The 22,524-nt window shown below is 31.2% G+C and carries 23 protein-coding genes; 10 read left to right on the top strand and 13 right to left on the bottom strand.

The window, feature by feature from the left end; genetic code table 11:
* Positions 1-43 precede the first annotated feature (43 nt).
* Complete coding sequence (locus Q4487_RS03030) at positions 44-397, bottom strand: 4Fe-4S dicluster domain-containing protein (protein WP_100895878.1); 354 nt, start codon at positions 395-397, stop codon at positions 44-46.
* 87 nt (positions 398-484) lie between these two features.
* Here Q4487_RS03030 and Q4487_RS03035 point away from each other — a divergent pair, with 87 nt between their 5' ends.
* From Q4487_RS03035 to Q4487_RS03060, 6 genes are all read left to right on the top strand, one after another.
* Positions 485-1,546 (top strand): acyl-CoA reductase, encoded by a 1,062-nt coding sequence (locus Q4487_RS03035; protein ID WP_303541884.1) that lies wholly within the window; start codon positions 485-487, stop codon positions 1,544-1,546.
* A 161-nt stretch (positions 1,547-1,707) separates the two neighbouring features.
* Positions 1,708-2,772: a 3-phosphoserine/phosphohydroxythreonine transaminase gene (gene serC / locus Q4487_RS03040; RefSeq protein ID WP_303541883.1), complete on the top strand. Its 1,065-nt coding sequence runs from the start codon at positions 1,708-1,710 to the stop codon at positions 2,770-2,772.
* A gap of 26 nt (positions 2,773-2,798) precedes the next feature.
* Positions 2,799-3,752 (top strand): D-2-hydroxyacid dehydrogenase, encoded by a 954-nt coding sequence (locus Q4487_RS03045; RefSeq protein WP_303541881.1) that lies wholly within the window; start codon positions 2,799-2,801, stop codon positions 3,750-3,752.
* An 82-nt stretch (positions 3,753-3,834) separates the two neighbouring features.
* Positions 3,835-4,476 carry a DUF937 domain-containing protein gene (locus Q4487_RS03050; RefSeq protein WP_303541879.1) on the top strand — a complete coding sequence of 214 codons (642 nt, stop codon included), beginning with the start codon at positions 3,835-3,837 and terminating at the stop codon, positions 4,474-4,476.
* An 80-nt stretch (positions 4,477-4,556) separates the two neighbouring features.
* The gene (locus Q4487_RS03055; RefSeq protein WP_303541877.1) at positions 4,557-5,009 is read left to right on the top strand and encodes a DUF6146 family protein; all 453 of its coding nucleotides are present in this window, start codon (positions 4,557-4,559) and stop codon (positions 5,007-5,009) included.
* A gap of 32 nt (positions 5,010-5,041) precedes the next feature.
* Positions 5,042-5,362, top strand: coding sequence for a DUF6787 family protein (locus tag Q4487_RS03060; RefSeq protein ID WP_100895872.1), 321 nt, complete (start codon positions 5,042-5,044; stop codon positions 5,360-5,362).
* A gap of 35 nt (positions 5,363-5,397) precedes the next feature.
* On the opposite strand, the gene Q4487_RS03065 is transcribed toward Q4487_RS03060, so the two are convergent.
* Genes Q4487_RS03065 through folE form a run of 5 tightly spaced genes read right to left on the bottom strand, consistent with a single transcriptional unit; the run spans position 5,398 to position 8,263 of the window.
* Entirely contained in the window at positions 5,398-5,880 is a 483-nt protein-coding gene (locus Q4487_RS03065; RefSeq protein WP_303541875.1) for a monoheme cytochrome C, read from the bottom strand.
* Complete coding sequence (locus Q4487_RS03070) at positions 5,880-7,100, bottom strand: sulfite oxidase (RefSeq protein WP_303541873.1); 1,221 nt, start codon at positions 7,098-7,100, stop codon at positions 5,880-5,882. The genes Q4487_RS03065 and Q4487_RS03070 overlap by 1 nt, the downstream gene beginning before the upstream one ends.
* 21 nt (positions 7,101-7,121) lie before the next feature.
* The gene (locus tag Q4487_RS03075; RefSeq protein WP_303541871.1) at positions 7,122-7,307 is read right to left on the bottom strand and encodes a hypothetical protein; all 186 of its coding nucleotides are present in this window, start codon (positions 7,305-7,307) and stop codon (positions 7,122-7,124) included.
* A gap of 1 nt (position 7,308) precedes the next feature.
* Positions 7,309-7,611 (bottom strand): hypothetical protein, encoded by a 303-nt coding sequence (locus Q4487_RS03080; RefSeq protein WP_100895868.1) that lies wholly within the window; start codon positions 7,609-7,611, stop codon positions 7,309-7,311.
* 52 nt (positions 7,612-7,663) lie between these two features.
* Positions 7,664-8,263, bottom strand: coding sequence for a GTP cyclohydrolase I FolE (folE, locus tag Q4487_RS03085; RefSeq protein WP_303541868.1), 600 nt, complete (start codon positions 8,261-8,263; stop codon positions 7,664-7,666).
* Positions 8,264-8,429: 166 nt separating this feature from the next.
* Between folE and Q4487_RS03090 the strand changes: the two genes are divergently transcribed.
* Genes Q4487_RS03090 through Q4487_RS03100 form a run of 3 tightly spaced genes read left to right on the top strand, consistent with a single transcriptional unit; the run spans position 8,430 to position 10,415 of the window.
* Positions 8,430-9,092, top strand: a complete 663-nt coding sequence (locus tag Q4487_RS03090) for an ABC transporter ATP-binding protein (protein WP_100895866.1) — start codon at positions 8,430-8,432, stop codon at positions 9,090-9,092.
* Between the two features lies 1 nt (position 9,093).
* Positions 9,094-9,651, top strand: a complete 558-nt coding sequence (locus Q4487_RS03095; protein ID WP_100895865.1) for a CPBP family intramembrane glutamic endopeptidase — start codon at positions 9,094-9,096, stop codon at positions 9,649-9,651.
* Positions 9,651-10,415, top strand: coding sequence for a TIGR02757 family protein (locus Q4487_RS03100; protein WP_303541865.1), 765 nt, complete (start codon positions 9,651-9,653; stop codon positions 10,413-10,415). The genes Q4487_RS03095 and Q4487_RS03100 overlap by 1 nt, the downstream gene beginning before the upstream one ends.
* A 39-nt stretch (positions 10,416-10,454) precedes the next feature.
* Here the strand turns inward: Q4487_RS03100 and Q4487_RS03105 are convergent, their stop codons facing one another.
* Positions 10,455-13,046 (bottom strand): hypothetical protein, encoded by a 2,592-nt coding sequence (locus tag Q4487_RS03105; protein ID WP_303541863.1) that lies wholly within the window; start codon positions 13,044-13,046, stop codon positions 10,455-10,457.
* A gap of 96 nt (positions 13,047-13,142) precedes the next feature.
* On the bottom strand, positions 13,143-13,964 hold the full coding sequence (locus Q4487_RS03110; RefSeq protein ID WP_303541861.1) for a GLPGLI family protein: 822 nt from the start codon (positions 13,962-13,964) through the stop codon (positions 13,143-13,145).
* A gap of 378 nt (positions 13,965-14,342) precedes the next feature.
* Between Q4487_RS03110 and Q4487_RS03115 the strand changes: the two genes are divergently transcribed.
* Complete coding sequence (locus Q4487_RS03115) at positions 14,343-17,198, top strand: T9SS type A sorting domain-containing protein (protein WP_303541859.1); 2,856 nt, start codon at positions 14,343-14,345, stop codon at positions 17,196-17,198.
* Positions 17,199-17,312: 114 nt separating this feature from the next.
* On the opposite strand, the gene Q4487_RS03120 is transcribed toward Q4487_RS03115, so the two are convergent.
* The 5 genes from Q4487_RS03120 to Q4487_RS03140 all read right to left on the bottom strand — a co-directional run bounded on the left by Q4487_RS03120 (position 17,313) and on the right by Q4487_RS03140 (position 22,499).
* On the bottom strand, positions 17,313-18,158 hold the full coding sequence (locus Q4487_RS03120; RefSeq protein ID WP_303541857.1) for a biotin-dependent carboxyltransferase family protein: 846 nt from the start codon (positions 18,156-18,158) through the stop codon (positions 17,313-17,315).
* On the bottom strand, positions 18,151-18,876 hold the full coding sequence (gene pxpB, locus Q4487_RS03125) for a 5-oxoprolinase subunit PxpB (RefSeq protein WP_303541855.1): 726 nt from the start codon (positions 18,874-18,876) through the stop codon (positions 18,151-18,153). Before pxpB ends, Q4487_RS03120 begins: the two co-directional genes overlap by 8 nt.
* A gap of 6 nt (positions 18,877-18,882) precedes the next feature.
* Positions 18,883-19,623, bottom strand: a complete 741-nt coding sequence (gene pxpA / locus Q4487_RS03130) for a 5-oxoprolinase subunit PxpA (RefSeq protein ID WP_303541853.1) — start codon at positions 19,621-19,623, stop codon at positions 18,883-18,885.
* The gene (locus Q4487_RS03135) at positions 19,623-20,855 is read right to left on the bottom strand and encodes an Nramp family divalent metal transporter (protein ID WP_303541851.1); all 1,233 of its coding nucleotides are present in this window, start codon (positions 20,853-20,855) and stop codon (positions 19,623-19,625) included. The genes pxpA and Q4487_RS03135 overlap by 1 nt, the downstream gene beginning before the upstream one ends.
* A gap of 108 nt (positions 20,856-20,963) precedes the next feature.
* Complete coding sequence (locus Q4487_RS03140) at positions 20,964-22,499, bottom strand: YifB family Mg chelatase-like AAA ATPase (protein ID WP_303541849.1); 1,536 nt, start codon at positions 22,497-22,499, stop codon at positions 20,964-20,966.
* Between the last annotated feature and the right edge of the window lie 25 nt (positions 22,500-22,524).

Consider the following 22,524-nt stretch of genomic DNA (forward strand, 5'->3'; position numbering starts at 1 on the left):
GGACAATTAGTCCTCGTTTTTTATATTAAATAAGTTTAAAATATTAATCTTCTGGATGCATAAAACGCTGCTTACCTAGTAATTCCTCTTCGGTTTCTACAATATCCTCATCCGGTACACAACAGTCTACAGGACAAACAGCAGCACATTGTGGCTCTTCATGAAAACCTTTACACTCCGTACATTTATCAGGAGATATATAGTAAATTTCATCACTAATAGGCTCTTGAGACTCTTCTGCATCAACCTCTTTACCATTTGGTAAAACAATTGTGCCTTCTAAAGACGTACCATCTGCATATCTCCAATCGTCTGCACCTTCATATATTGCTGTATTTGGACATTCTGGCTCACAAGCTCCACAATTAATACATTCGTCTGTTATTATTATTGCCATAATTTATATCAATTTTTAGACTGATATTTAATCAGTATATCTACTTTTGCACAAAGGTAAACCCTATTAAATCACTATACAAATAAAATGGCTAAACTTGAAGATAGAATAGTTGCTTTTTCTGAATTAGGAACTTTGTTTGCAGATTATTACGAATATGCAAACTCAGAAAAACAAGAAGAAAACACAAACGAGTGGATTATAAAACTACAAGATGCAATACACACAGCTAGCTTACACAATGGTTGGTTTACAGAAGAAAACATTCTTTTTTGTATTAGTAGTTGGAGCAAATTACTAACTAAAAAAAAGTTAAACAATTGGTTTAAATCTTATGACTTAAACTCTATAAAAAACAGCAATATAGCTATTATAATGGCTGGTAATATTCCGCTTGTTGGTTTTCATGATTTTTTAGCTACAATATTAAGTGGTAATACTGCTTTAGTTAAGTTATCTTCAAACGATAAAATACTACTACCTTTTGTTTCTTCATTCTTAATTAAACAATTACCAGAACTAGCTAATTCTATTGTGTATGTAGATGGAAAATTAGAAGGTTTTGATGCCGTTATTGCTACCGGAAGCGATAATACTGCTCGTTATTTTGAGCATTACTTTGGTAAAAAGCCAAATATTATCAGAAAAAATAGAAATTCTGTTGCAGTTTTAACAGGCAACGAAACCAAAGAACAACTAGAAAACCTTAGTGAAGATATTTTTAGATATTATGGATTAGGTTGTAGAAGTGTATCCAAACTATTTGTTCCAAAGGGCTATGATTTTGATGCATTTTTTAAAGCAATGTATCCTAAACAAGATATTATACACCACGTAAAATACGCAAACAACTACGACTATAACAAAGCTGTGTATTTAATGAGCGAATTTAATATTTTAGAAAATGGTTTTTTAATGATTAAAGAAGATGAAAGCTACGCCTCACCTATTTCTTCTGTTTTTTATGAGTATTACGACTCTTTAGACTCCTTAAAAGAGAAATTAAAGAATGATGAAGATAAAATACAATGCGTAGTTGCAAATGGCTTATTAGATACTGAAGTTGCTTTTGGGCAAACACAACAACCTAGCTTAACAGATTATGCAGATAATATAGATACTGTTAAATTCTTGTTGAAAACATCCTAGAATTAATTACAATTTTAAAAGGTCTATTGTTATAAAATTTAGACCTTTACCTTATATTTAAACAATTTTAATAAAGAGATAAACTGCTAATTAACAATTAATTACCTATCTCTCTAAACATTAATTGGCCAACAAACCAATTACAAACAAAACACATACAAATGAAAAAGCATAATTTTAGCGCAGGACCTTGTATTTTACCACAAGAAGTATTACTTAAAGCATCAGAAGCTGTTGTAGACTTTAATGGTTCAGGATTATCTTTAATAGAAATATCTCACCGTAGTAAAGATTTTGTAGCTGTTATGGAAACAGCTCAATCTTTAGCTTTAGAACATTTAGGCCTTACAGACAAAGGATATAAAGCATTGTTTTTACAAGGTGGTGCAAGTATGCAGTTTTTAATGACAGCTTATAATTTATTAGAAACAAAAGCAGGGTATTTAAATACAGGTACTTGGAGTGATAAAGCTATCAAAGAAGCAAAATTATTTGGAGAAATAGTTGAAGTAAGATCATCTAAAGACAAAAACTTTAACTATATACCAAAAAATTATATGGTTCCTGCAGATTTAGATTATTTTCACCTTACCTCTAACAATACCATTTTTGGAACACAAATTAAAGAGTTTCCTAAAACTAAAATTCCTATGGTTTGTGATATGAGTTCTGATATATTTTCTCGTAAATTAGATTTCTCTCAGTTTGATTTAATCTACGCTGGTGCACAAAAAAATATGGGTCCGGCTGGTACAACTCTAGTTGTTGTTAAAGAAGATATTCTTGGCAAAGTAACAAGACAAACACCTTCTATGTTAAACTACCAAGTACATATTAGTAAAGACAGTATGTTTAATACACCACCTGTTTTTGCTGTTTACACATCTATGCTAACTATGCAATGGCTAAAAGACCTTGGTGGTATTGATGCAATTGAAGAAATTAACAATAAAAAAGCGCAATTGCTATATTCAGAAATAGATTTAAACCCGTTATTTAAAGGGTATGCAGATAAAGCAGACCGTTCTAATATGAATGCTACTTTTACTTTAACTGATGAAAAATTAAAAGACTCTTTTGATGAAATGTGTAAAGAAGCAGGCATTAATGGTATTAATGGTCACAGATCTGTTGGTGGTTATAGAGCATCTATGTACAATGCATTATCATTAGATAGTGTTGGTGCACTTGTAGATGTAATGAGCGATTTAGAAAGAAATGCATAAGCTGTTATAAATAATTAAGATTGAGTATGAAAAAAATATTAGCAAACGACGGTATATCTCAAAATGGTATAGACGCATTAGAAAAAGCTGGTTTTACTGTAGTTACAACCAATGTAGCACAAGAACAGCTTGCTAATTACATAAATAAAAACAAAATTGCTGGCTTATTAGTCCGTAGCGCTACACAAGTAGGTAAAGATATTATAGACAACTGCCCTACTTTAGAGTTAATTGGTCGTGGTGGCGTTGGTATGGACAATATTGATGTAGCTTACGCCAAAGAAAAAGGACTACATGTTATTAATACGCCCGCAGCTTCTGCTGCTTCTGTTGCAGAACTTGTTTTTGCTCATTTATATAATGGTGTTCGTTATTTATATGATGCCAACCGTATTATGCCTTTAGAGGGCGATAGCAAATTTAAACAGCTTAAAAAAGCCTATGCTAAAGGTGTTGAGTTAAGAGGTAAAACTATTGGTATTGTTGGTTTTGGTAAAATTGGTCAAGCAACGGCACAAATTGCACTTGGTGTAGGTATGAAGGTTATTTACCATGATATTGAAGTAGAAGAAGCTACTGTTTCTGTTCCTTTTTTTGATGGGCAATCGGTTTCTTTTAACTTTAAAAACACTACAAAAGACACTCTTTTAAAAGAAGCTGACTTTATTACCATTCACGTTCCGGCACAAAAAGGATATACTATTGGTGATAGTGATTTTGAAAAAATGAAAGATGGTGTAGGTATTATTAATGCAGCTCGCGGTGGTGCTTTGGATGAAGTTGCCTTAGTTGATGCTTTAGAAGAAAACAAAGTAGCCTTTGCTGGTTTAGATGTGTATGAGTCTGAACCAAACCCTGAGATTAGAATACTAATGCACCCCAAAATATCTTTAACTCCGCATATTGGCGCAGCTACTAAAGAAGCTCAAGATAGAATTGGTGAAGAATTAGCCTTACAAATTACTGCTTTACTTAAATAATTGCAGATTATCGGTTATTCTATAATAACATGTTTTTTTTTTGTAAATTGAAGCATTATTAAACATTAACTAAACTAAACAAATGTCAGGATTATTAGACTTATTAAATAGCCCAATTGGCTCGCAAATTATCAAAGGTGTTGCAGGACAGGCTGGAGAATCAGAACAAAAAACAGCAGGTGTATTAAGTATGGCACTACCTTTATTAATGGGTGCAATGAAAAAAAACACAGCTACTCCAGAAGGTGCGCAAGGACTTATGAGTGCTTTAACAAACAAACACGATGGTAGTATTTTAGACAACCTTGGAGGTTTATTTGGTGGCGGTGTAGATGACAATGTAATGAACGACGGTCAAGGAATTTTAAATCACGTATTAGGAGCAAAACAACCACAGGTAGAAAATGCACTAAGTCAAAAAGCTGGTGTAAGTTCTGATACTGTTGCTACTATTTTAAAAGTTGCTGCACCACTTTTAATGGGTGTTTTAGGTAAAAAAGCAAGAAACGAAAATGTTGTTGAGTCTAACGGTATAGGAAATCTTTTAGGAGGTTTACTAGGAGGTGATGAAAACAGCAATAAAGAACAATCTTTAATAGAGTCTTTTTTAGACTCTGACGGTGATGGTAGTATTTTAGATGATGTTGCCGGTATGGTTCTTGGAGGTAATAAAAGTGGAGGTTCTGGAATTGGAGGTCTTTTAGGCGGCCTTTTCGGAAAATAAGCACACTTTGACAAACATATATAAGCCACTTGAAAAAATCAAGTGGCTTTTTTTTGTATCTTAGGATAAATACATATGCTATGAAAAAGATCGTATATTTAATTACCATACTATTTACTGCTACCCTATTTGTAAATTGCACAAGCAGTAAAGAAGTAGTTGCTATATCAGAAGCAGAAAAAAATGTTTTTAATCAGAAAGAAGGAGAATCGGTTGTAATTGCTGATGAAGAATCTGAATACGAAATTATAATAATAGATCCTGGTTTTAATGCCTGGTTAGTTAGTTTTGCTAGGCCAGAGCAATTTTATTCTCAGAGTTATTTAGAAACAAGAAACCGCTTGTATGTAACAGAATGGAACCAAAGAGCTACACAACCCTTTAGGTTTAATCCAGATTTATATGAAATGCAAATTAACTATTCAGCAAACATAGATTATGGTTATGAAGTAAATTATAAACTATACAATTACTTTATTTATTTTCAAAGAAAATACAATCAACGTCTTGGTCATTTTGTTCCTCGCATATAAGCTATTATATTTGCGACCGATTATATGCTACTATGGAAAAATTAAAACAACGTTGGGGAATAGATTCTAATTTCGCCATTGTTATGATACTTATTGTATTTGCCGTAACTGGATCTTCATCTTTAAAAGTTGCAAGACCACTTTTGGACTTTATAGGCTTTACAAGAGAAATTTTTCCTTCAGATTGGTATTTTTCAATTTTATATTGGACAGTCCGCATATTAATCATATTTCCAATATATCAAATACTACTTGTTGCTTTTGGTTGGTTGTTTGGTCAGTTTAAATTCTTTTGGGCTTTTGAAAAAAAGATGCTATCAAGATTAGGTTTAGGACGTTTTTTAAAAGAGTAACTTTTTATTATCAAACAAACATTTTAGTTCTATAGCTAATTCAATTGATACCACTCAATATTTTCTAAATTAGCACGTCTGCCCATACTTTTGGGTGCATAGTTTTTGGCTAAATAGTTTACTATAATCTCTTCATTATTTCCTAAATCCCAAAGGTTTTGGGTTTCTTGCATCCATCTAATTGTGGTTATCCAACGCTCTTTTGTCATTCTATTCTGAGTAACCATTTTGGCCGAGTGGCAGCTAGTACAATTATCAACTACAGTCATTAACCCTTCATCCTCTACAAAGCCTGTTCTTAAGTGTATCCCATTTTCAATTTTGTCCCAATCATCTTCTTCAATGGTGTTTTCTACTACAACAGGTTGTAATTCCTCATCAGTTTTAAATGCTGATAAGTTAGGGTCTACAAGTGCATAAATTGCAAATACTACTCCTAAAAGTACTATGCACCACACCATAATAAGCATTCTGTATACTTGTTTAGCCTGATTTTTAAACTTGTTTTCTTCGCTCATTATTTCACTTTTACAGCTATTCTATGACAAGCATTGTTTAAATACCCCTTAGGGTTCCAACCAGGTACAAGCATTGGCTGCGCTACATTATTTACATCTGTTGCTCTAGCCCAAACCTCATAATATCCTTTTTTTGGAAATGCGATTACTGCATTAAAATGCTGCCAAGCTAATCTGTTTACAGGTTTTTCTAAATTACAAGTATGCCAAGTAGCGCCAAAATCTATAGAATACTCCATTTTAACTACCTCTAACTCTCCTGCCCAAGCGTGTCCGCGAATGTTTAGTTTTTTTCCTAAATTTATCATTGCTCCAGATTTAGGGTAAGTAATTAAAGATTTTACAGGCATAGACTCTATAATTTTCATATCCTCGTCTTTAACCTTTTCTCCTGGAGCTACAGGGTTTTTAGGCACTCTGTATGCCGGAGCTTTCATTTTAGCCCCATCATGTTCTTTGTTTCTTACGCTAATACCATTTAGCCATTTACCAGATGTAGACGCAGGCCAACCACCACAAACTAAGCGTAAAGGGTAACCGTGAGCCGCTGGTATATCTTTACCATTCATTTTAAAAGCAACCAAAGTTTCATCTTGCAAGGCTTTGTGCATAGGCACGCCTCTAGAGATAGGTTCTTTATTAGGATCTCTACTAATGTGTGAGTCTGCAGCGTGGTACCCAATATAAACTGCAGAATCTTTAATACCTACATCATCAAGTATATCTTTAAGTCTAACTCCTGTCCAGCTTGCACAAGATACCGCACCAACGGTCCATTGGTTACCTTTTGCTGGCGGATTAAATTCAGATCTACCATTACCACCACACTCTACCGTAAGTTGATAAGTGTATTGTTTAAATTTTGATTTTAATTCTGATAAAGTATACGTTTTTTTCTGTTGTACAGATTCGCCATCTATGGTAAGTGTCCATGCAGATATATCTACATCTTCTGGTGGAATTCCGTTATTTCTGATAAACATATTTTTATTAGATGTTACTTTCTCATCTAACAAATGTGCTTTAGCTTCAATATTCCAAGGTTTATCATTTAAAACAACCATTTCCTTATCTAAATTAAACAAGGTAAACGGGTCTGTATCTTGTATGGCTAAAGGTTGGTAATTTTCTGGCATTTTAGAACCAAAAACAATATCTGCTCCAATAATACCTGCCATAGTAGTTAAAGTAGCCTTTTTAACAAAATTTCTTCTTTTCAAACTAATTATAAAATCAAATTATTACTCAATTTCACCCCTATTTCTTGCTCTAATATTAAAAAACATAGCCACAGACACTACCACAGCTGATATGATGCCTACATAAAATCCTATGCTTAAATTGTTAAAGTCTGCAGTAAGTAAGTGCATTAAAATTAGTAATAAACAGAAGAATATTACAATAAATGGTATAATTTTTTTACTCATACTATTTTTTTTCTAGTACTTCTCCTAATTTAGACCCACTTATAACATAAGTATAAATCCACATAATAGTAAATGAAGGTATAAAATCTGTGCCAGGTATTAATTCCTCTACAAAAGATGCCATACCAGCTGCTTTACCAGCAGTACCTTTATACATTCTGGTCATTAACCAAAAAGAAAGTGGCGCCCAAACAACGTCTGAAAACTCTCCTATTCCTAAAACAGAAAATGAAAGCATTCCTATAGCATCAAAAAGAAGACCTAAGAGTAAGTCTCTGTATTTTGTATTTTTTTTATTTGTCATATTAAAATAGTTAATGTTATCTACTAATATACAAAAGTAATGCCAGTGTTTATTAGGATAAGTCTGAGCTTATTAACTTTAAAAACTCATTACGTGTTTCTTGCTTCTCAAACTGCCCTCTAAAACCAGATGTTGTGGTTACAGAGTTTTGTTTTTGTACGCCACGCATCATCATACACATATGCGATGCTTCTATAACAACTGCAACTCCTTGTGGCTTTAAGGTATTATTTAAACATTCTAAAATATCATGTGTTAAACGTTCTTGTACCTGTAACCTTCTGGCAAAAACATCTACAATTCTAGGTATTTTACTTAATCCAACTATATGTCCGTTTGGTATATATGCTACGTGTGCTTTACCAAAAAAAGGCAACATATGGTGCTCACATAAAGAGTATAATTCTATATCTTTAATAATTACCATATCATCATAATCCTCTTTAAACATTGCAGCTTTTAATATTTCTACCGGATCTTGTTCATAACCTTGCGTTAAAAACATCATAGCTTTTGCTGCTCTTTCTGGTGTTTTTACCAAACCTTCTCTTTCTACATCTTCGCCTACACCTTCAATAATTTTAGCATATTTTTCTTTTACAGATTCGGTTGCTTCTAAATTATATTCTTCAAAATTTTTATAAAAAGACATCTATATATTGTGTTTTATACTTGTTTTTAGGTTGATAAAGTCCTTGTTTAACTAAAACAGACTCTTCTATTTCAAAAATAGGTATTAAAATTGAATACCGCTTTCTTTTATTTATTTTTGCCATATCAACGCTAATGAGTACTTTCATCAGCGAAAAAGACAAGGAATGATAAAAGCTAAAAATATTCAAAAGTTTTACGGGAAACTTCAGGTTTTAAAAGGTGTAAATCTTCATATTAAAGAAAAAGAAATTGTCTCTATTGTTGGCTCTTCTGGTGCTGGTAAAACAACTTTATTACAAATACTAGGAACTCTAGATGTTATTTCTAAAACATCTTCTAGTGAGTTATTAATTAAAAACACAAATGTTACAAAACTAAAAGATAAGGAGTTAGCTAAGTTTAGGAATGAAAACATTGGTTTCATTTTTCAGTTTCATCAACTATTACCAGAGTTTACTGCTTTAGAAAATGTTTGTATACCTGCTTACATAAAAAAAACACCTAAAGAGGAAGCAGAAAAAAGAGGAAAAGAACTCTTAGACTTTCTAGGGCTTTCTCATAGATACCAACATAAACCTAACGAATTATCTGGAGGGGAACAACAACGTGTTGCTGTTGCAAGAGCTTTAATAAACAACCCTTCTATTATTTTTGCTGATGAACCTAGTGGTAACTTAGATTCTGAAAGTGCTGATAACCTGCATAAATTATTTTTTAAATTACGAGATGAATTTGGACAGACATTTGTAATTGTAACACACAATGAAGAACTTGCAGATATGGCAGATAGAAAATTGGTAATGGTAGACGGACAAATAACAACATAATATGCTAAAAATAGTTTATCAGTTTTTAAAAAATCCAACCAATACTCCTGATGAAAACACAGATTTTGGATACAGATTTATATCTTTTATAAAAATACTTTTTTGGGGATTATTAATAGGTATTGGCATAGTTGTTTTTAACTCTATTTGGGAAACTACAGGTATTTTAGGACCTAACGAGCACGCTTTAAGCTCTGCTATGGACGACTATACTACTCCTATGCTATTTTTATTAATTGTTATAGTTGCTCCTTTGTTTGAAGAATTACTTTTTAGAGGTCCACTTGCTTTTTTTAAAGAAACCAAAAGGTTTAAAATAGCTTTATATGTATCTATTTTATTATTTGGTGCCGTACACATTAGTAATTTTGAAATTACACCAATGGCATTAGCGTTATCTCCATTTTTGGTAGCTCCACAATTGGTTTTAGGTGCTTTTGCTGGTTTTATTAGAGTTAAGTTTGGACTAATTTGGTCTATTGCACTACACGCTTGTCATAACTTTATCCTGTTTTTACCTTTAGCACTTATTAAACTTTTAGAACTTCCTATAGAATAATGAAAAAAGCCGAGTTAAAAGAGTTTTTAGATGTTAAGGTTGTACAATACAACAATCCAGATTTTATAGACTCAGATCCGTTACAAATTCCGCATCGTTTTACAAAAAAAGAAGATATAGAAATTGCTGGTTTTTTAACGGCAACTATAGCTTGGGGAAACCGTAAGAGTATTATTAAAAATGCAGATAAAATGATGACTCTAATGCACAATTCTCCTCACGATTTTGTTTTAAACCATTCTGATGATGATTTGGGTAACTTTAAAGGTTTTGTGCACCGTACATTTAATGAAACCGATTTTACTTTTTTTGTACAGAGTTTACGTAACATTTATATAAATCACGGTGGTTTAGAGGCTCTTTTTGCTAAACACACCCAAGGTAATGACTTGCAAACCGCAATCTCTAAATTTAAAGCTACCTTTTTTGAGATTGAACACCCAAAACGTACAACAAAACACATATCTGATCCCTTAAAAGGTTCTGCCGCTAAACGTATTAATATGTTTTTACGTTGGATGGTACGTGATGCTAGTAGCAAAGTAGATTTTGGTATTTGGAAAACCATAGACCCTGCACTACTCTCTTGCCCTTTAGATGTACACTCCGGCAACGTTGCTCGTAAATTAGGCTTATTAAAGCGCAAACAAAATGATGCTAAAGCATTAGCAGAATTAGATAAAAGCTTACGAAAATTAGACCCAAAAGACCCATCTAAGTACGATTTTGCTTTATTTGGACTTGGTGTTTTTGAAGGGTTTTAGATAGTTTTATCAACTACTAATAAATGCTTTTATTAAGAATTAAAATGAATACATAAAACTAAGTAAATGATACCTACCCAATAAATTCGTTTTTTGAGAATTTATAGAAAATTCATTTACATTTCTCTCTATAAATGAAGTGTTATTTAATAAATTAACCCCTTTTAATCCCAATTGCCAATTTTTATTTTCTGGTGCATACATTACTTCAAAATTTAAGAATGAATTGTTTGTGCCCTTGTCTCTAAAATTTGGAATAAAATAGTTATATGAAACAGTACTAAATAAAGACCTTGATGGTCTAAACAGTACTTTAAAATTATTTTCTAAAGACTTATTTACAAATGAACTCTGACTTACCGTTTCTTGGTAAGTAAGCTTCGTTGTATTCTCAAAATTAATTGATGAATTAAAAGCGGTTTTTAAGAAAAGACTATTAAACAAATAAAGAGTTTTATTGTCTCTTAATCCTGAATTATTAATGATGTTTTTATAATTGTAAATTGAATAGTTTGATGAAATTTTAAAATTAGTTTTTATTGATGGTATTAGTTTCGAAAAATTAAAGAAAAAACTAGTATTATCTGTGTATTCATTTAGAAAAAAACTTGTTGTTTTTATAGCGTTTTCATTTATATCTGTATTTGAAAAATAATTACCTTTTTGCTTTAAGTAATCCACTCCAAAAGATAATGTTAACTGATTAAAAAGATCATTTTTAGAGTACATAAGACTATATTTTTGATTTTTTCGTGTTGTAATATCAGGTATATTATTTTTTACCATACGATTACTAATTAAAACTTGGTTCTCAAATACATTCTGAATTTCCTGTGTGTTTTGATTAAAACCTGTATTCAAATTTAAATACGAATTTAAATTAAACTTATACATCACTGATAATGAAGGCTCAAAAATAAAAATATCATCTAATGGGTTTGTAGCGCCTTTTAACTCCTGATAAAGTTGTTGAAAAGAGAGTTTTGGTGAAATAGAAAATTTTCCTATTTTCCAATTATACGACCCTTGAGTGTATATGCTATTTTTAATAAAATTGATATCATTTAAACTACCATCAATTGCTAACTGTTGAGTGTTACTTTTGCTAATTAAATTAGAATAAAAAGTTTCTTTATCTAAATTAAACCCTACTAAAACACTATATTTATTGTTGTTTTTGCTTTTACCTAACAAAACTGTTTTAAAATCCGTGTAGTATTTTTTAGAAGAATTACTTTGTATATCAGTATTAAAATTTTCTGTATTAAAAACAGAAGGATTAATGGTAAAATTTTGATCTAATTTATTAAAAGAGTTTATCAAGTTAATCTGTAAAGCCTTGTTACCTGACACCTTGTTGGTATACTCCAAGTTCTGTTTAAACAATTTATTTTGGGTATTAAGTAGTGAATTAAAATCATTCTCTTGGTTAGATATAGTTCTATATTCCGTATCTATCGTTTCATCCCTAAAACTAACGTTATACTCTAACAAAGAAGTTTTAGATGTGTTGTACTTTAATTCTAAATCTCCTCTGTAATGCAAAGGTTTTTTGTTTATATAATTATCATCAAAAATTGCAAACTGCTCATCACCAGTAATTATAGAACTTTCTGAGAACTGATTACTGTTTATTTTATCTGACAAATAATATAAATTTACTTTGGCCTTTAATTTGTCATTTAATTTATAAATACTATTAAAATTAGTAAACAACTGACTATTTTGATTTGATAAATTGTTATTAGTAACCTGATTAATATTATATTCTGGAATTATATTTTGAGTATGGTAATTTTCATCCTTTAACTGCTCTTGTGTAATTTGATTACCAGAATAATTAAAAGGAGACGAATTCTCACCAATAGAATTGTAAGTACCTACAGCAAAAGATTTATGTATTTTATTTATAGCCAATAAATTTGTTGATACATCTAGCGGGCTTTTTTTAGACTTGGTAAAACCACCCAACCCAATATCTACACTACCAGAAATATCACTTTTATTCTTCTTTAGTTTTAAATTTAAAGCAACTTTTTGGCTATTTTCAATCCCTTTTAAAAGTTTGTTTTCAGAGTAATTTTCTATAGCTTCAATTTCTTCAATTAAGTCAATATTTATATTTTTAGTACCTATAGTATAATTGTAATCAAACAAATTATCTCCTTCAATTGTAACAGTTTCTATAGATTTACCCCTGTAACTAATATTACCCGTACCATTATCAACCTCTATACCCGGAAGTTTCTTTAGTAAATCTTCTACTTTTCTTTCTGTACCATCTGCATAAGAATCTACATTGTAGGTAACAGTATCTTCTTTTATTGTAAATGCTTTCTTTTTTTCAACTACAACTTCATCTAAATATTCAATCTTTTCTTTAAACAATACAAACTTAAAAGTTAATGTATCTAATGGTTTTAATCCTTTTATCTCTTCTGTATAAGCTGTATACCCTGTGGCTTTAACAGTTAAAAACAAACTATTAGTAGAGTAATTTTTTTTAAGTTTATAAGTAAACGCTCCTTTAGTAACAAGTACAAACTCTTTAATTACACTAGCGCTAGGTTCTTTTAGTAGTATTTGTGCGTTTATAGGTGTATTATCACTAGTAGTAACTGTACCTTTCATTACTTGTGAATAGCTTAATGCTATACTACTCAATAAAAGGAATAGTACTAGTAAAATTTTAGAACAAAGGAAATTTTTCAAAAGTTATATGTGCTATTAATTTTTAGAAAATTTCTTATGGTATTTATCTAATGCATCATTATACTCTTTGTCGTCTTCATCTATATATAATTCAATACCACCTCTAGAAGATACTACACCTCCAGTATTTTCATTAGGTCTATAACTTAAAAGTTCTATTGCTTTTTTCTTGTACAAGTCTTTATAATCCTGCCAAGTTAGTGCATCTTTTGTATCAAAAGGATTTTCTAAAGTAGCTAATTTTAGCTTAGTATTTTTAATTTTTATAGGTTTAAAAGATATAAAGTTATCTATAGATTTCAGTTCTAAAATCATACCTGGTAAGCCATCATATTTATAAGGGCCACCTACAGGTAGATCTGATGTAAACCAAGCCTCATATTTTCTACCTCTAAAGTCCATTGTTGCTAATTGGCATTTAAAACCTAAAATTTCTTTTGAATTATTTTGTATGCTCCAATTAAAAATATTTAGACTATCCTTAACAACAAAATACTTGTAAGCAACTTCATGTTTAGAATAAAAGGTGCCATTGTTATAGTCCTTAAATAACGTACTAATATTTTTACCAGTTGGCGTAAAAGTAAATCTAGAATCGTCATCTTCATCTGTAATTACAACTTCTGTAATTTTTGATTTGCTTTTTTTTGTGTAAATAGACTTATTTAGCTCTACAAATTTATTTAGCTCATAAACACCTATAAAAGGTTTTCTACCTTCTTCAATAGATAAAGTTCTCTCATACAATACTTTGTAAATATTTATGGAATCTTTTTGTGCAAACGCACTGTAAAAAGTTAATAATGTTATTATTATAAGAAATGTATTTCTTAACATATTTAGCAAACTAATTTCTAATTAGTCGGAAAATACTACTTATTGTAAGAAAAACAGCGTTTAACAGAAAAAATTATGAATACTTTATATATTTAAGTTAAAAACAATATATTTTCATTTCTTACTAAGAACAACCACTATATAGTAAAGACTAGCTCTTAAAATTTCAACACAATTATAATACTAAACATAGTAATATCTTCTCATAATAAATATATATCATAAATATTTATTTGTAATAATAAACTTACTTTTATGTAGATTTATTCATACATTTATAACTTGTATTATATATAGTACATCAAGACTTATATCCTATAATATTTTTTAGAATAAAGGTCAATAATACTATTAACCACTTATAAATAACTACTTACTATGATGAAAAAACTCTTATTTATTAAACTATTATATGCGTTTACTTTTTTGTGTATAAATATATCTTATGCACAAAATACCGCTTATTTTAATAAACTACGAACAGAAAAAGTAATTTCTACTAATTCTGTAAATTGGGTTCAATTTGGTCCAGGAATGTCTGGATATTGCGAATTTTTCTGGAATCACCCTACGGATAAAAACACTATTTTAATGGCTCCAGATATGTTTAATGGCTACGGTTCCTTTGATGGTGGAAAATCATGGCAAACTATTAAAGATTATGATGGAGAAGGATTTGATATGGGAAGAACTTATGATGTTGAATTTTCTAGACAAAATCCAAATTTAGGCTTTGCAACTGATGAACTCGCTGGACTATATAAGACAACAAACAAAGGAAGAAGTTGGAAAAAAACAAATTTTAATTTAGGTGGAGCACATAATGAAATAGCTGTAGACCCAAAAAATGACAATATTTGGTATATAGGAGCAGGAACTTTTTGGGATTCTAAAAGGTTTCATAGAACCGCTAATGATAAAACTGGAGGTACTTTTAGACCCAAAGCTATTTTAGGTCATATTTATAAAAGTACTAATAAAGGCTCTACATGGAAAAAAATTACAAACGGACTCCCTGCAAAACTTGCTGTAGCTAAAATTATTGTTGATCCAACTAACACCAATAACGTAATAATGGCTGCAAATACAGGCCTTTATTTAAGCTCTAACAAGGGAGAAAGTTGGACTTTGGCAAAAAATAATGGCTTACCTAATAACCTTCCTAGAGATATGACATCTCATTATAATAAGGAAACAAATAAATTCACTTTATTTTTAGTAGATCAAACTAGTTTTTACAAAACTGAAAATACATTTTCTTCTAAAGGTGGTATTTACAAAAGCACAGACGGTGGTAAAAGTTGGACTTCAATAACAGGAGATTTAGGTATAAACTTAACTAAAATAACTAGTAATCCTACAAAATATTACTATAAAAGGTCTATTGCTAAATGGTTAGGAATTAATATTTCTGATGTAAGTAATAATTTACCTAAAAATATATTGCAAAACTATAATAGAATAGTTGTTAACCCAAAAAACTCAAACCAGATCTACGTTTCTCACAATGTAAAACATGACTTTTCTTTTGGTCCTGGAGACATCTGGAAAACAAACAATGGCGGACAAACTTGGTTTCCTATTGCTAGAACAGGAAAATATTGGAAAAATAATACAGACCAAAATTACTGGAATAGCAGAGCTGTAAAAGTATCTGGTAGTAATACCAAATTTGCTCACATACAAAAAAATATGGATGAAAGAGAAGAAATTTGGGGATGTAGGTTTATGTCTATTGATGTAGAAGGGAACGTATTTACTAGCTTAGACCAACAAGTACTTAAACTTACTAATGGTGAAAATAAGTGGAAACAGATTGATGATGATGAAACTTTTTACGGCAGTAAATCATGGATAGGTAAAGGAGGTAGTAATCTCCCTGGTAGATATATTTATCTTGAAACCGGAATTCCCAACAGAAAACTTTTTCTAAGTGGAGAACACGGATTATGGAAATCTACAGGCTTAGGTAGGTTTGCAAACTCTAATAAAGTTGCTACAACCCAATTAGAAGGTCAAAATAATACAAACGGAGCACATTCTATAGCAACTTTAGCAGTACACCCTAACAATCCCAATATAATATACACACTACAATTTAGACAAAAACACAGAGATAAATTTAGAAGATCTAAAGATGGCGGAAAAACTTGGGAAAATATAAGTACTCCCATTGACTATCCTGACACAAACCTATCGTCTCAGCACTTTTACAGTTCTTCTTTAATGATAGATCCTGTGTCTGCAAAAACTATATATTTTACACTTATGAGATACAGTCCTTCTGAAATTAATGAAGGTACTCCAGTGACTAATTTTAGCAAGTATGGTGTATACAAAAGCACAGATGGAGGAAAAAGTTGGTCTTTAAAAAATAATGGTTTACCAGCTAAATCTAGTATAAGAAGATTAGAGATGCACCCTACAAATAGTAACATAATTTATGCTGCTTCAAATTTATACAAAGGTGTAAATGGTGGGCTGTACAGAACTAACAATAAAGCCCAAACATGGACTAAAATAAATACATTACCATCTTCCATAAAATCTGTAAATAATGTACATATAGATAAAACTACAAAAGATATTTACATCTCATGCGGAGTAAAAGGGTCTACAAATAATAATTCAGGAGGTGTTTGGAGAAGTAAAGACAATGCACAAACTTGGAAAAAAATATTTGATTTAAACTATGTTTGGCAAACCGAGACTTCTCCAATTAACCCTGAAATTATTGCTGTTACAGTCCCAAGATCTCCACAACACAAAAACCCAGGCATTTATATATCTAAAAACGGAGGAAACTCATGGAGTAAAGCCAACAAAAATTTAGCACACGCACACTCTATTACAGATATTAAACCCGATAATAAGGACGAAAACACATTTTGGTGTTCTGGTTGGGGAAGCGGTTGGTACAAAGCAACTTGGAATAACACCAATACATTAAGTGCTACATCAAAAACTACATCTAAAGATAATAGTTTAGAAAAAGATAACGGCTTCTCTATTTTTCCCAATCCTACTACAGATATTATTAAAATTAGATCCAGTTTAAACAACTGCGATATAACAATTTTTGATTTTAACGGAGAAATTGTTAAGAGCTTATTTCTAGGTAAAAATTCAACAAAAGAGGTATCTCTTTCTGGTTTAAAAAAAGGAATATATTTTGTTCAGTTTAAGCCAAAAAATGAAACTAAAGGCTTTACAAAAAAAGTAATTCTAAAATAAATATATTAGTTAAAGGCTGTCATTTTTGATAGCCTTTTAACTTCTCCTACTCTTTACTATTGTTTGTTTTTTATCTTTTCTATTTTCTTGCCACTTGATTCTTAACATATAACTCTAAATCACCTTAAAAGCAATTTCGTCTCCTGTAAATTTCTGAGCTAGCACGTTTATAGCAGCACTTGTAAGTTGTAACACTCTTGGGTAACCACCTGTTGTTTGGCAGTCTTTCATTAAAATTATAAGTTGGCCAGACGGAGTTAACTGTACTGTTCCTGGCAAAACCACAGAGGTTATTATGGGTTCTAATCTATTCTCTACCAATTCTGATAGTTGATATGCCATTCTACTATTATTTTTAGATACCGTAAACACAGTGTTTAATAGTTTTTTTTGTTGATGAGCATTTAACTTACAAAACTCAGAACCCTTATAAACTTTAATAATTTTCTCATCTAAATAAACATTATTTACAGCTAAACTAGCGTTTGATTGTTTTTCTAGAGTTTCAACACTATTAATAGACAAAAGGAGATTTTTTTGTATGGTTTGATGTTGAGTAACGTTTTTAAACATACTTCTACTTTTCATCACAACTTCAGTTAAAAATCCACCTAAAACAGCAATATAACCTCTAAAACCACTCTTTTTTACTCCAAAAGAGAGAATATCATCCTTTTTTACAACAATTACACTATTATTATTTACTGGTATGTTATTTAATTTTGACTGAAAATCTCCTCCAGTAATACATATTCTAGTACAACACAAAAACTGAAGCTTTGGTCCTGTCATTGTAAACTCTAAAACAGCTGCATTTGTAGTATTTCCTAACAAAGAATTAGCCAACATAGCAGCTCTTTTATCCATAACACCAGCGTAAGGTACTCCGTATTTCTGGTAGCCAAATCTACCTAAATCTTGTACCGACGTATAAAAACCTGTATGTAATACCCTAACCATTGTAAATATCACTTTCTATTTGAAAAACATTAGCATTAACTAAAGTTTTAATATCATCATATTCCTTTTTTGTAACCGAATAAAACTGAATAGCATCTCCTGCTTTAGCAAAACAAGGAACATCTTTGTTTGCATCAAAAAAAGAAAGTGGTGAGTTGCCAATAATATTCCAACCTCCAGGGCTTTCTACTGGGTAAATACCAGTTTGGTTACCTCCTATTGCCACAGCACCTTTTTCTACTCTTAACCTAGGCGTTGCTTTTCTTGGCATTGTTAACTCTTTTGGCAATCCGCCTAGATATAAAAAACCTGGTAAAAACCCAATAAAATATACTGTATACACCGTTTTTGTGTGTAATTCTATTATTTTGGTTACTGATGTATTCTTCTCTTTAGCAACTTCTTTAAGGTCTATTCCAAATTCATCTTCATAACAAACCGGAATTTTCCAAAGTGTACTATTACAATCTGTTTTTTTTCTTTTCTGAAGGTATATTTGTTTTAAATTTTCAATTTCATCAGACAAATCAACTTTAAAATCATCAAAAACTATTAAAAGAGAATTGTATGCTGTTGTAACTTGAATTCTGGATGTATAAGCTGCTTCAATTTTAAATTTAAACGCCAATACATCATTCAAAATATCTTTTGCTATAACTTGCTCCCATTCTACCAAAATAGAAGTGTCTCCAAATATTTTATAGTTTACGTTAGTCATAATATCTTAAGCAACATCAATATTTAAACTCTTCAATTTATATTTTAACTGCTTCATAATTTCTACAGCATTAGGATTATCTCCGTGCAGACAAAATGTGTCAGCCATTATTTTCTTTATAGAACCTTGAGCTGTTATTACAGTTTTATTGGTATACATACCGTAAACGTGACTAAATAAATTATCAAAATCTACTATAACTGCATTTTTTTGAGACCTAGAAACCAGTGTTAAATCATCATTATAATTACGATCTGCAAATGCCTCGTACTTAATTTTTAAATTTTCCTTTATTGCTATTTTTTCAATTACTGAATTGTAAGGAACATATAATTTTACAGGTAAATCAATGCTTTTTACAGCTTTTACAACCACTCTTGCAATGTTTTCGTCTATAGCTGCCAAATTATACAAAGCGCCATGTGGCTTAATATGGTGTAACACTGTTTTCTCCTCTACAATTACAGTTAGTAAGTTTAGTAATTGTTTTTGTATGGAGTTTAACAGCTTATCATTACTAATTTCCATTGCCACTCTTCCAAAATTTTCTTTATCTGGAAAAGAAGGATGTGCACCTATTTTTACGTGATTTATTTTTGCCAAGCGTACAATATGTTTCATTAAATCCATAGTACCAGCGTGACCACCACAAGCAATATTACATGAGGAAATAAAAGGCATTAATTGCGACTCATTACCTACACCCTCACCAACATCTACATTAATATCTATTGTTTTTACTGCCATTAAAATAAATTTAAAGAAAACACTTTATTTAAAGTTGCTACAGATAGTAAAATACTAATAGCAAGAATTATAAAGCCTAATATATTTTGATAAATATTGTTTTTATATACACCTAAAACCGATTTCTTATTCATTATCCACAATAAAAAAGCAGCTATAATTGGCAGTAAAATTCCGTTTGCTATTTGAGCAAATTTTATAATGTCAATAGGTTTAATTCCTAATGAAGAAAACAAAACACCTAAAAACAAAATAAGCATCCAAACAGTTCTAAATTTTGAAGATTTTAAATTTGTAGACCACCCCAGACAACCACAAGTAACATAGGCAGCAGCTAATGGAGCTGTAATTGCACTAGTAATACCAGCAGCAAACAAACCTATAGCTAAAAAGTACTTTGCAAAACTACCAAACAAAGGTTCTAGTCCTTTGGCTAAATCGGCAGCAGAGTTAATGTCACTACCCTGTATTGCAGCAGCAGATATTATAACACACATAGATACCACACCTCCTAAAACTACGGCAACAATAGTATCTTTACGAGCATATTGCAAATCTGTAACAGATTTCCATTTTTCACTAACTAATGAAGCGTGTAAAAATAAATTATAAGGTACAACAGTTGTTCCTATTAAAGCAATAACGGTTAATAATCCGTCTTTAGGTAAACTGGGCTTAAAAATACCGCTTAAAATTGCTATTAAATCCGGTTTGGTAATAATTGCAGTAATTAAAAAAGCCAAACTCATTGCTATTACTAAAGAAATTAGTGCTTTCTCTAAAACCTTATAATTACCAATAAACAGCAAAACAAAAGCAATTACCCCCATTAACATACTTAAGTAATTAAAAGAAAAACTACCAAAACTTACATAAGATTCTCCTAAAAGTGCCTCTAACCCCAATATACCACCACTAATATTACCAGCCTCATAAACAGCATTACCAATAACAATTGCAGAAAGTATAAGCAGAATAGTAAACCATTTTAAAATTGGATTTTTAATTTCTGTACGTATAATATTACTGAGTCCTTTTTGAGATACAATACCTACTCTAGCAGACATCTCTTGTAAAACAATTGTAGCAACTATAGAAAGTGCCATAGCCCACAACAAAGCAAATCCAAAATTTACACCAGCTAACGTGCATACTGTTATGGTTCCTGGACCAATAAAAGCTGCAGCAACTAGCGGACCTGGACCAATGTTTTTAAACCATTTTTTTATCATTCTGTAGGTTGGTTATTTTAGTTGAAAGATAAAAAACTTATAAGTTTATTATACCTAAAATGTGACAAATATTAAATAAATTGTTCTGTTTTTTAAGATTGATGAAGCTTACCCCAACCACCCTTCTCTGTCTAAACTACGGTATTGTATAGCCTCTGAAATGTGATCTCCTAAAATAGCATCAGAATTAGCCAAGTCTGCAATTGTTCTTGCTACTTTTAAAATTCTGTCATACGCTCTAGCAGATAAGTTTAAACGCTCCATAGCTGTTTTTAATAATTCTTTAGAAGTTGTATCTAAAGCGCAATACTCACGTATTTGCTTGGTATTCATCTGTGCATTATAATGTATGTTTTCTAAGGCTTCAAAACGTTTGGTTTGCACTTCTCTAGCAGCGGTTACACGTTTACGAATTAGCACACTACTTTCTCCTTTTCGTTCTTCTGATAGTTTTTCAAAAGGAACAGGAGTAACTTCAATATGTATATCTATACGGTCTAATAAGGGGCCAGATATTTTACTTAAATACCGTTGCATTTCTGCTGGTGAAGATGTTACTGGAGCATCTGGGTCGTTAAAATAACCACCCGGACTAGGATTCATACTTGCAACCAACATAAAACTACTTGGATAGGTTACCGTAAAACGTGCTCTAGCAATAGTTACCTCTCTATCTTCAATTGGTTGACGCATAACCTCTAGCACTTTACGCTCAAACTCTGGCAGCTCATCTAAAAATAAAACTCCGTTATGAGATAAAGATATTTCTCCTGGCTGCGGGTAACTTCCGCCACCTACTAAAGCAGCAGAGCTAATGGTGTGGTGCGGATTTCTAAACGGACGCTGATTCATTAATCCTGTGTTTTTAATTTTACCTACTACACTATGTATTTTAGTGGTTTCTAAAGCCTCGTGTAGTGTCATTGGAGGCAAAATAGATGGTAAACGCTTGGCTAACATTGTTTTTCCTGCTCCTGGAGGACCTATTAAAATAATGTTATGTCCGCCTGCTGCAGCAATTTCCATACTTCGTTTAATGCTTTCTTGCCCTTTAACATCAGAAAAATCGAACTCTGGAAACTCTAAACTTTTATAAAATTCTTCTCGCGTATCTACAATAGTTTGTTCTAGAGGCACATCTTTATCAAAAAACTCTATTACTTCTGTAATATTTTCTACTCCAAACACCTTTAAACCAGATACTATTGCAGCTTCTTTTACATTCTGTTTAGGCAATATAAATCCTTCAAAACCTTCTTCTTTAGCTTTAATAGCTATTGGCAAAGCACCGGTAATGGGTTGTAAACTTCCGTCTAAAGAAATTTCTCCCATTATTAAATACTTTTCTATGTTGTCTGATTTTATTTGTCCAGATGCACTTAAAATTCCTAAAGCAAGTGTTAAGTCGTACGCAGAACCCTCTTTACGTAAATCGGCCGGAGCCATATTTATGGTTATTTTTTTACCTGGAATTTTGTAACCGTTATTCTGCAAAGCAGCAGCAATTCTGTAGTTACTTTCTTTTATTGCATTGTCTGGCAAACCTACTAAATGGTAGCCAATACCTTTGTTAATATTAACTTCTACTGTAATTGTTGTAGCTTCTACTCCAAAAACAGCACTACCAAAAACCTTTGTAAGCATTCAATTTTATTTTTCTTAAAAGTAA

Origin of the sequence: Cellulophaga sp. 3_MG-2023, assembly GCF_030546975.1 — a bacterium.
GTDB lineage: Bacteria > Bacteroidota > Bacteroidia > Flavobacteriales > Flavobacteriaceae > Cellulophaga.

Coding starts and splice junctions, on each gene's coding strand:
- Q4487_RS03140 (WP_303541849.1), bottom strand. CDS start 22,499: ATGCTTACAAAGGTTTTTGGTAGTGCTGTTTTTGGAGTAGAAGCTACA.
- Q4487_RS03075 (WP_303541871.1), bottom strand. CDS start 7,307: ATGAGTAAAAAAATTATACCATTTATTGTAATATTCTTCTGTTTATTA.
- Q4487_RS03100 (WP_303541865.1), top strand. CDS start 9,651: ATGAAAAAAGCCGAGTTAAAAGAGTTTTTAGATGTTAAGGTTGTACAA.
- Q4487_RS03110 (WP_303541861.1), bottom strand. CDS start 13,964: ATGTTAAGAAATACATTTCTTATAATAATAACATTATTAACTTTTTAC.
- folE (WP_303541868.1), bottom strand. CDS start 8,263: ATGTCTTTTTATAAAAATTTTGAAGAATATAATTTAGAAGCAACCGAA.
- Q4487_RS03065 (WP_303541875.1), bottom strand. CDS start 5,880: ATGAGCGAAGAAAACAAGTTTAAAAATCAGGCTAAACAAGTATACAGA.
- Q4487_RS03105 (WP_303541863.1), bottom strand. CDS start 13,046: ATGAAAGGTACAGTTACTACTAGTGATAATACACCTATAAACGCACAA.
- Q4487_RS03120 (WP_303541857.1), bottom strand. CDS start 18,158: ATGGTTAGGGTATTACATACAGGTTTTTATACGTCGGTACAAGATTTA.
- Q4487_RS03045 (WP_303541881.1), top strand. CDS start 2,799: ATGAAAAAAATATTAGCAAACGACGGTATATCTCAAAATGGTATAGAC.
- pxpA (WP_303541853.1), bottom strand. CDS start 19,623: ATGGCAGTAAAAACAATAGATATTAATGTAGATGTTGGTGAGGGTGTA.
- serC (WP_303541883.1), top strand. CDS start 1,708: ATGAAAAAGCATAATTTTAGCGCAGGACCTTGTATTTTACCACAAGAA.
- Q4487_RS03060 (WP_100895872.1), top strand. CDS start 5,042: ATGGAAAAATTAAAACAACGTTGGGGAATAGATTCTAATTTCGCCATT.
- Q4487_RS03080 (WP_100895868.1), bottom strand. CDS start 7,611: ATGACAAATAAAAAAAATACAAAATACAGAGACTTACTCTTAGGTCTT.
- Q4487_RS03035 (WP_303541884.1), top strand. CDS start 485: ATGGCTAAACTTGAAGATAGAATAGTTGCTTTTTCTGAATTAGGAACT.
- Q4487_RS03050 (WP_303541879.1), top strand. CDS start 3,835: ATGTCAGGATTATTAGACTTATTAAATAGCCCAATTGGCTCGCAAATT.
- Q4487_RS03055 (WP_303541877.1), top strand. CDS start 4,557: ATGAAAAAGATCGTATATTTAATTACCATACTATTTACTGCTACCCTA.
- Q4487_RS03135 (WP_303541851.1), bottom strand. CDS start 20,855: ATGATAAAAAAATGGTTTAAAAACATTGGTCCAGGTCCGCTAGTTGCT.
- Q4487_RS03095 (WP_100895865.1), top strand. CDS start 9,094: ATGCTAAAAATAGTTTATCAGTTTTTAAAAAATCCAACCAATACTCCT.
- Q4487_RS03115 (WP_303541859.1), top strand. CDS start 14,343: ATGATGAAAAAACTCTTATTTATTAAACTATTATATGCGTTTACTTTT.
- Q4487_RS03090 (WP_100895866.1), top strand. CDS start 8,430: ATGATAAAAGCTAAAAATATTCAAAAGTTTTACGGGAAACTTCAGGTT.
- pxpB (WP_303541855.1), bottom strand. CDS start 18,876: ATGACTAACGTAAACTATAAAATATTTGGAGACACTTCTATTTTGGTA.
- Q4487_RS03030 (WP_100895878.1), bottom strand. CDS start 397: ATGGCAATAATAATAACAGACGAATGTATTAATTGTGGAGCTTGTGAG.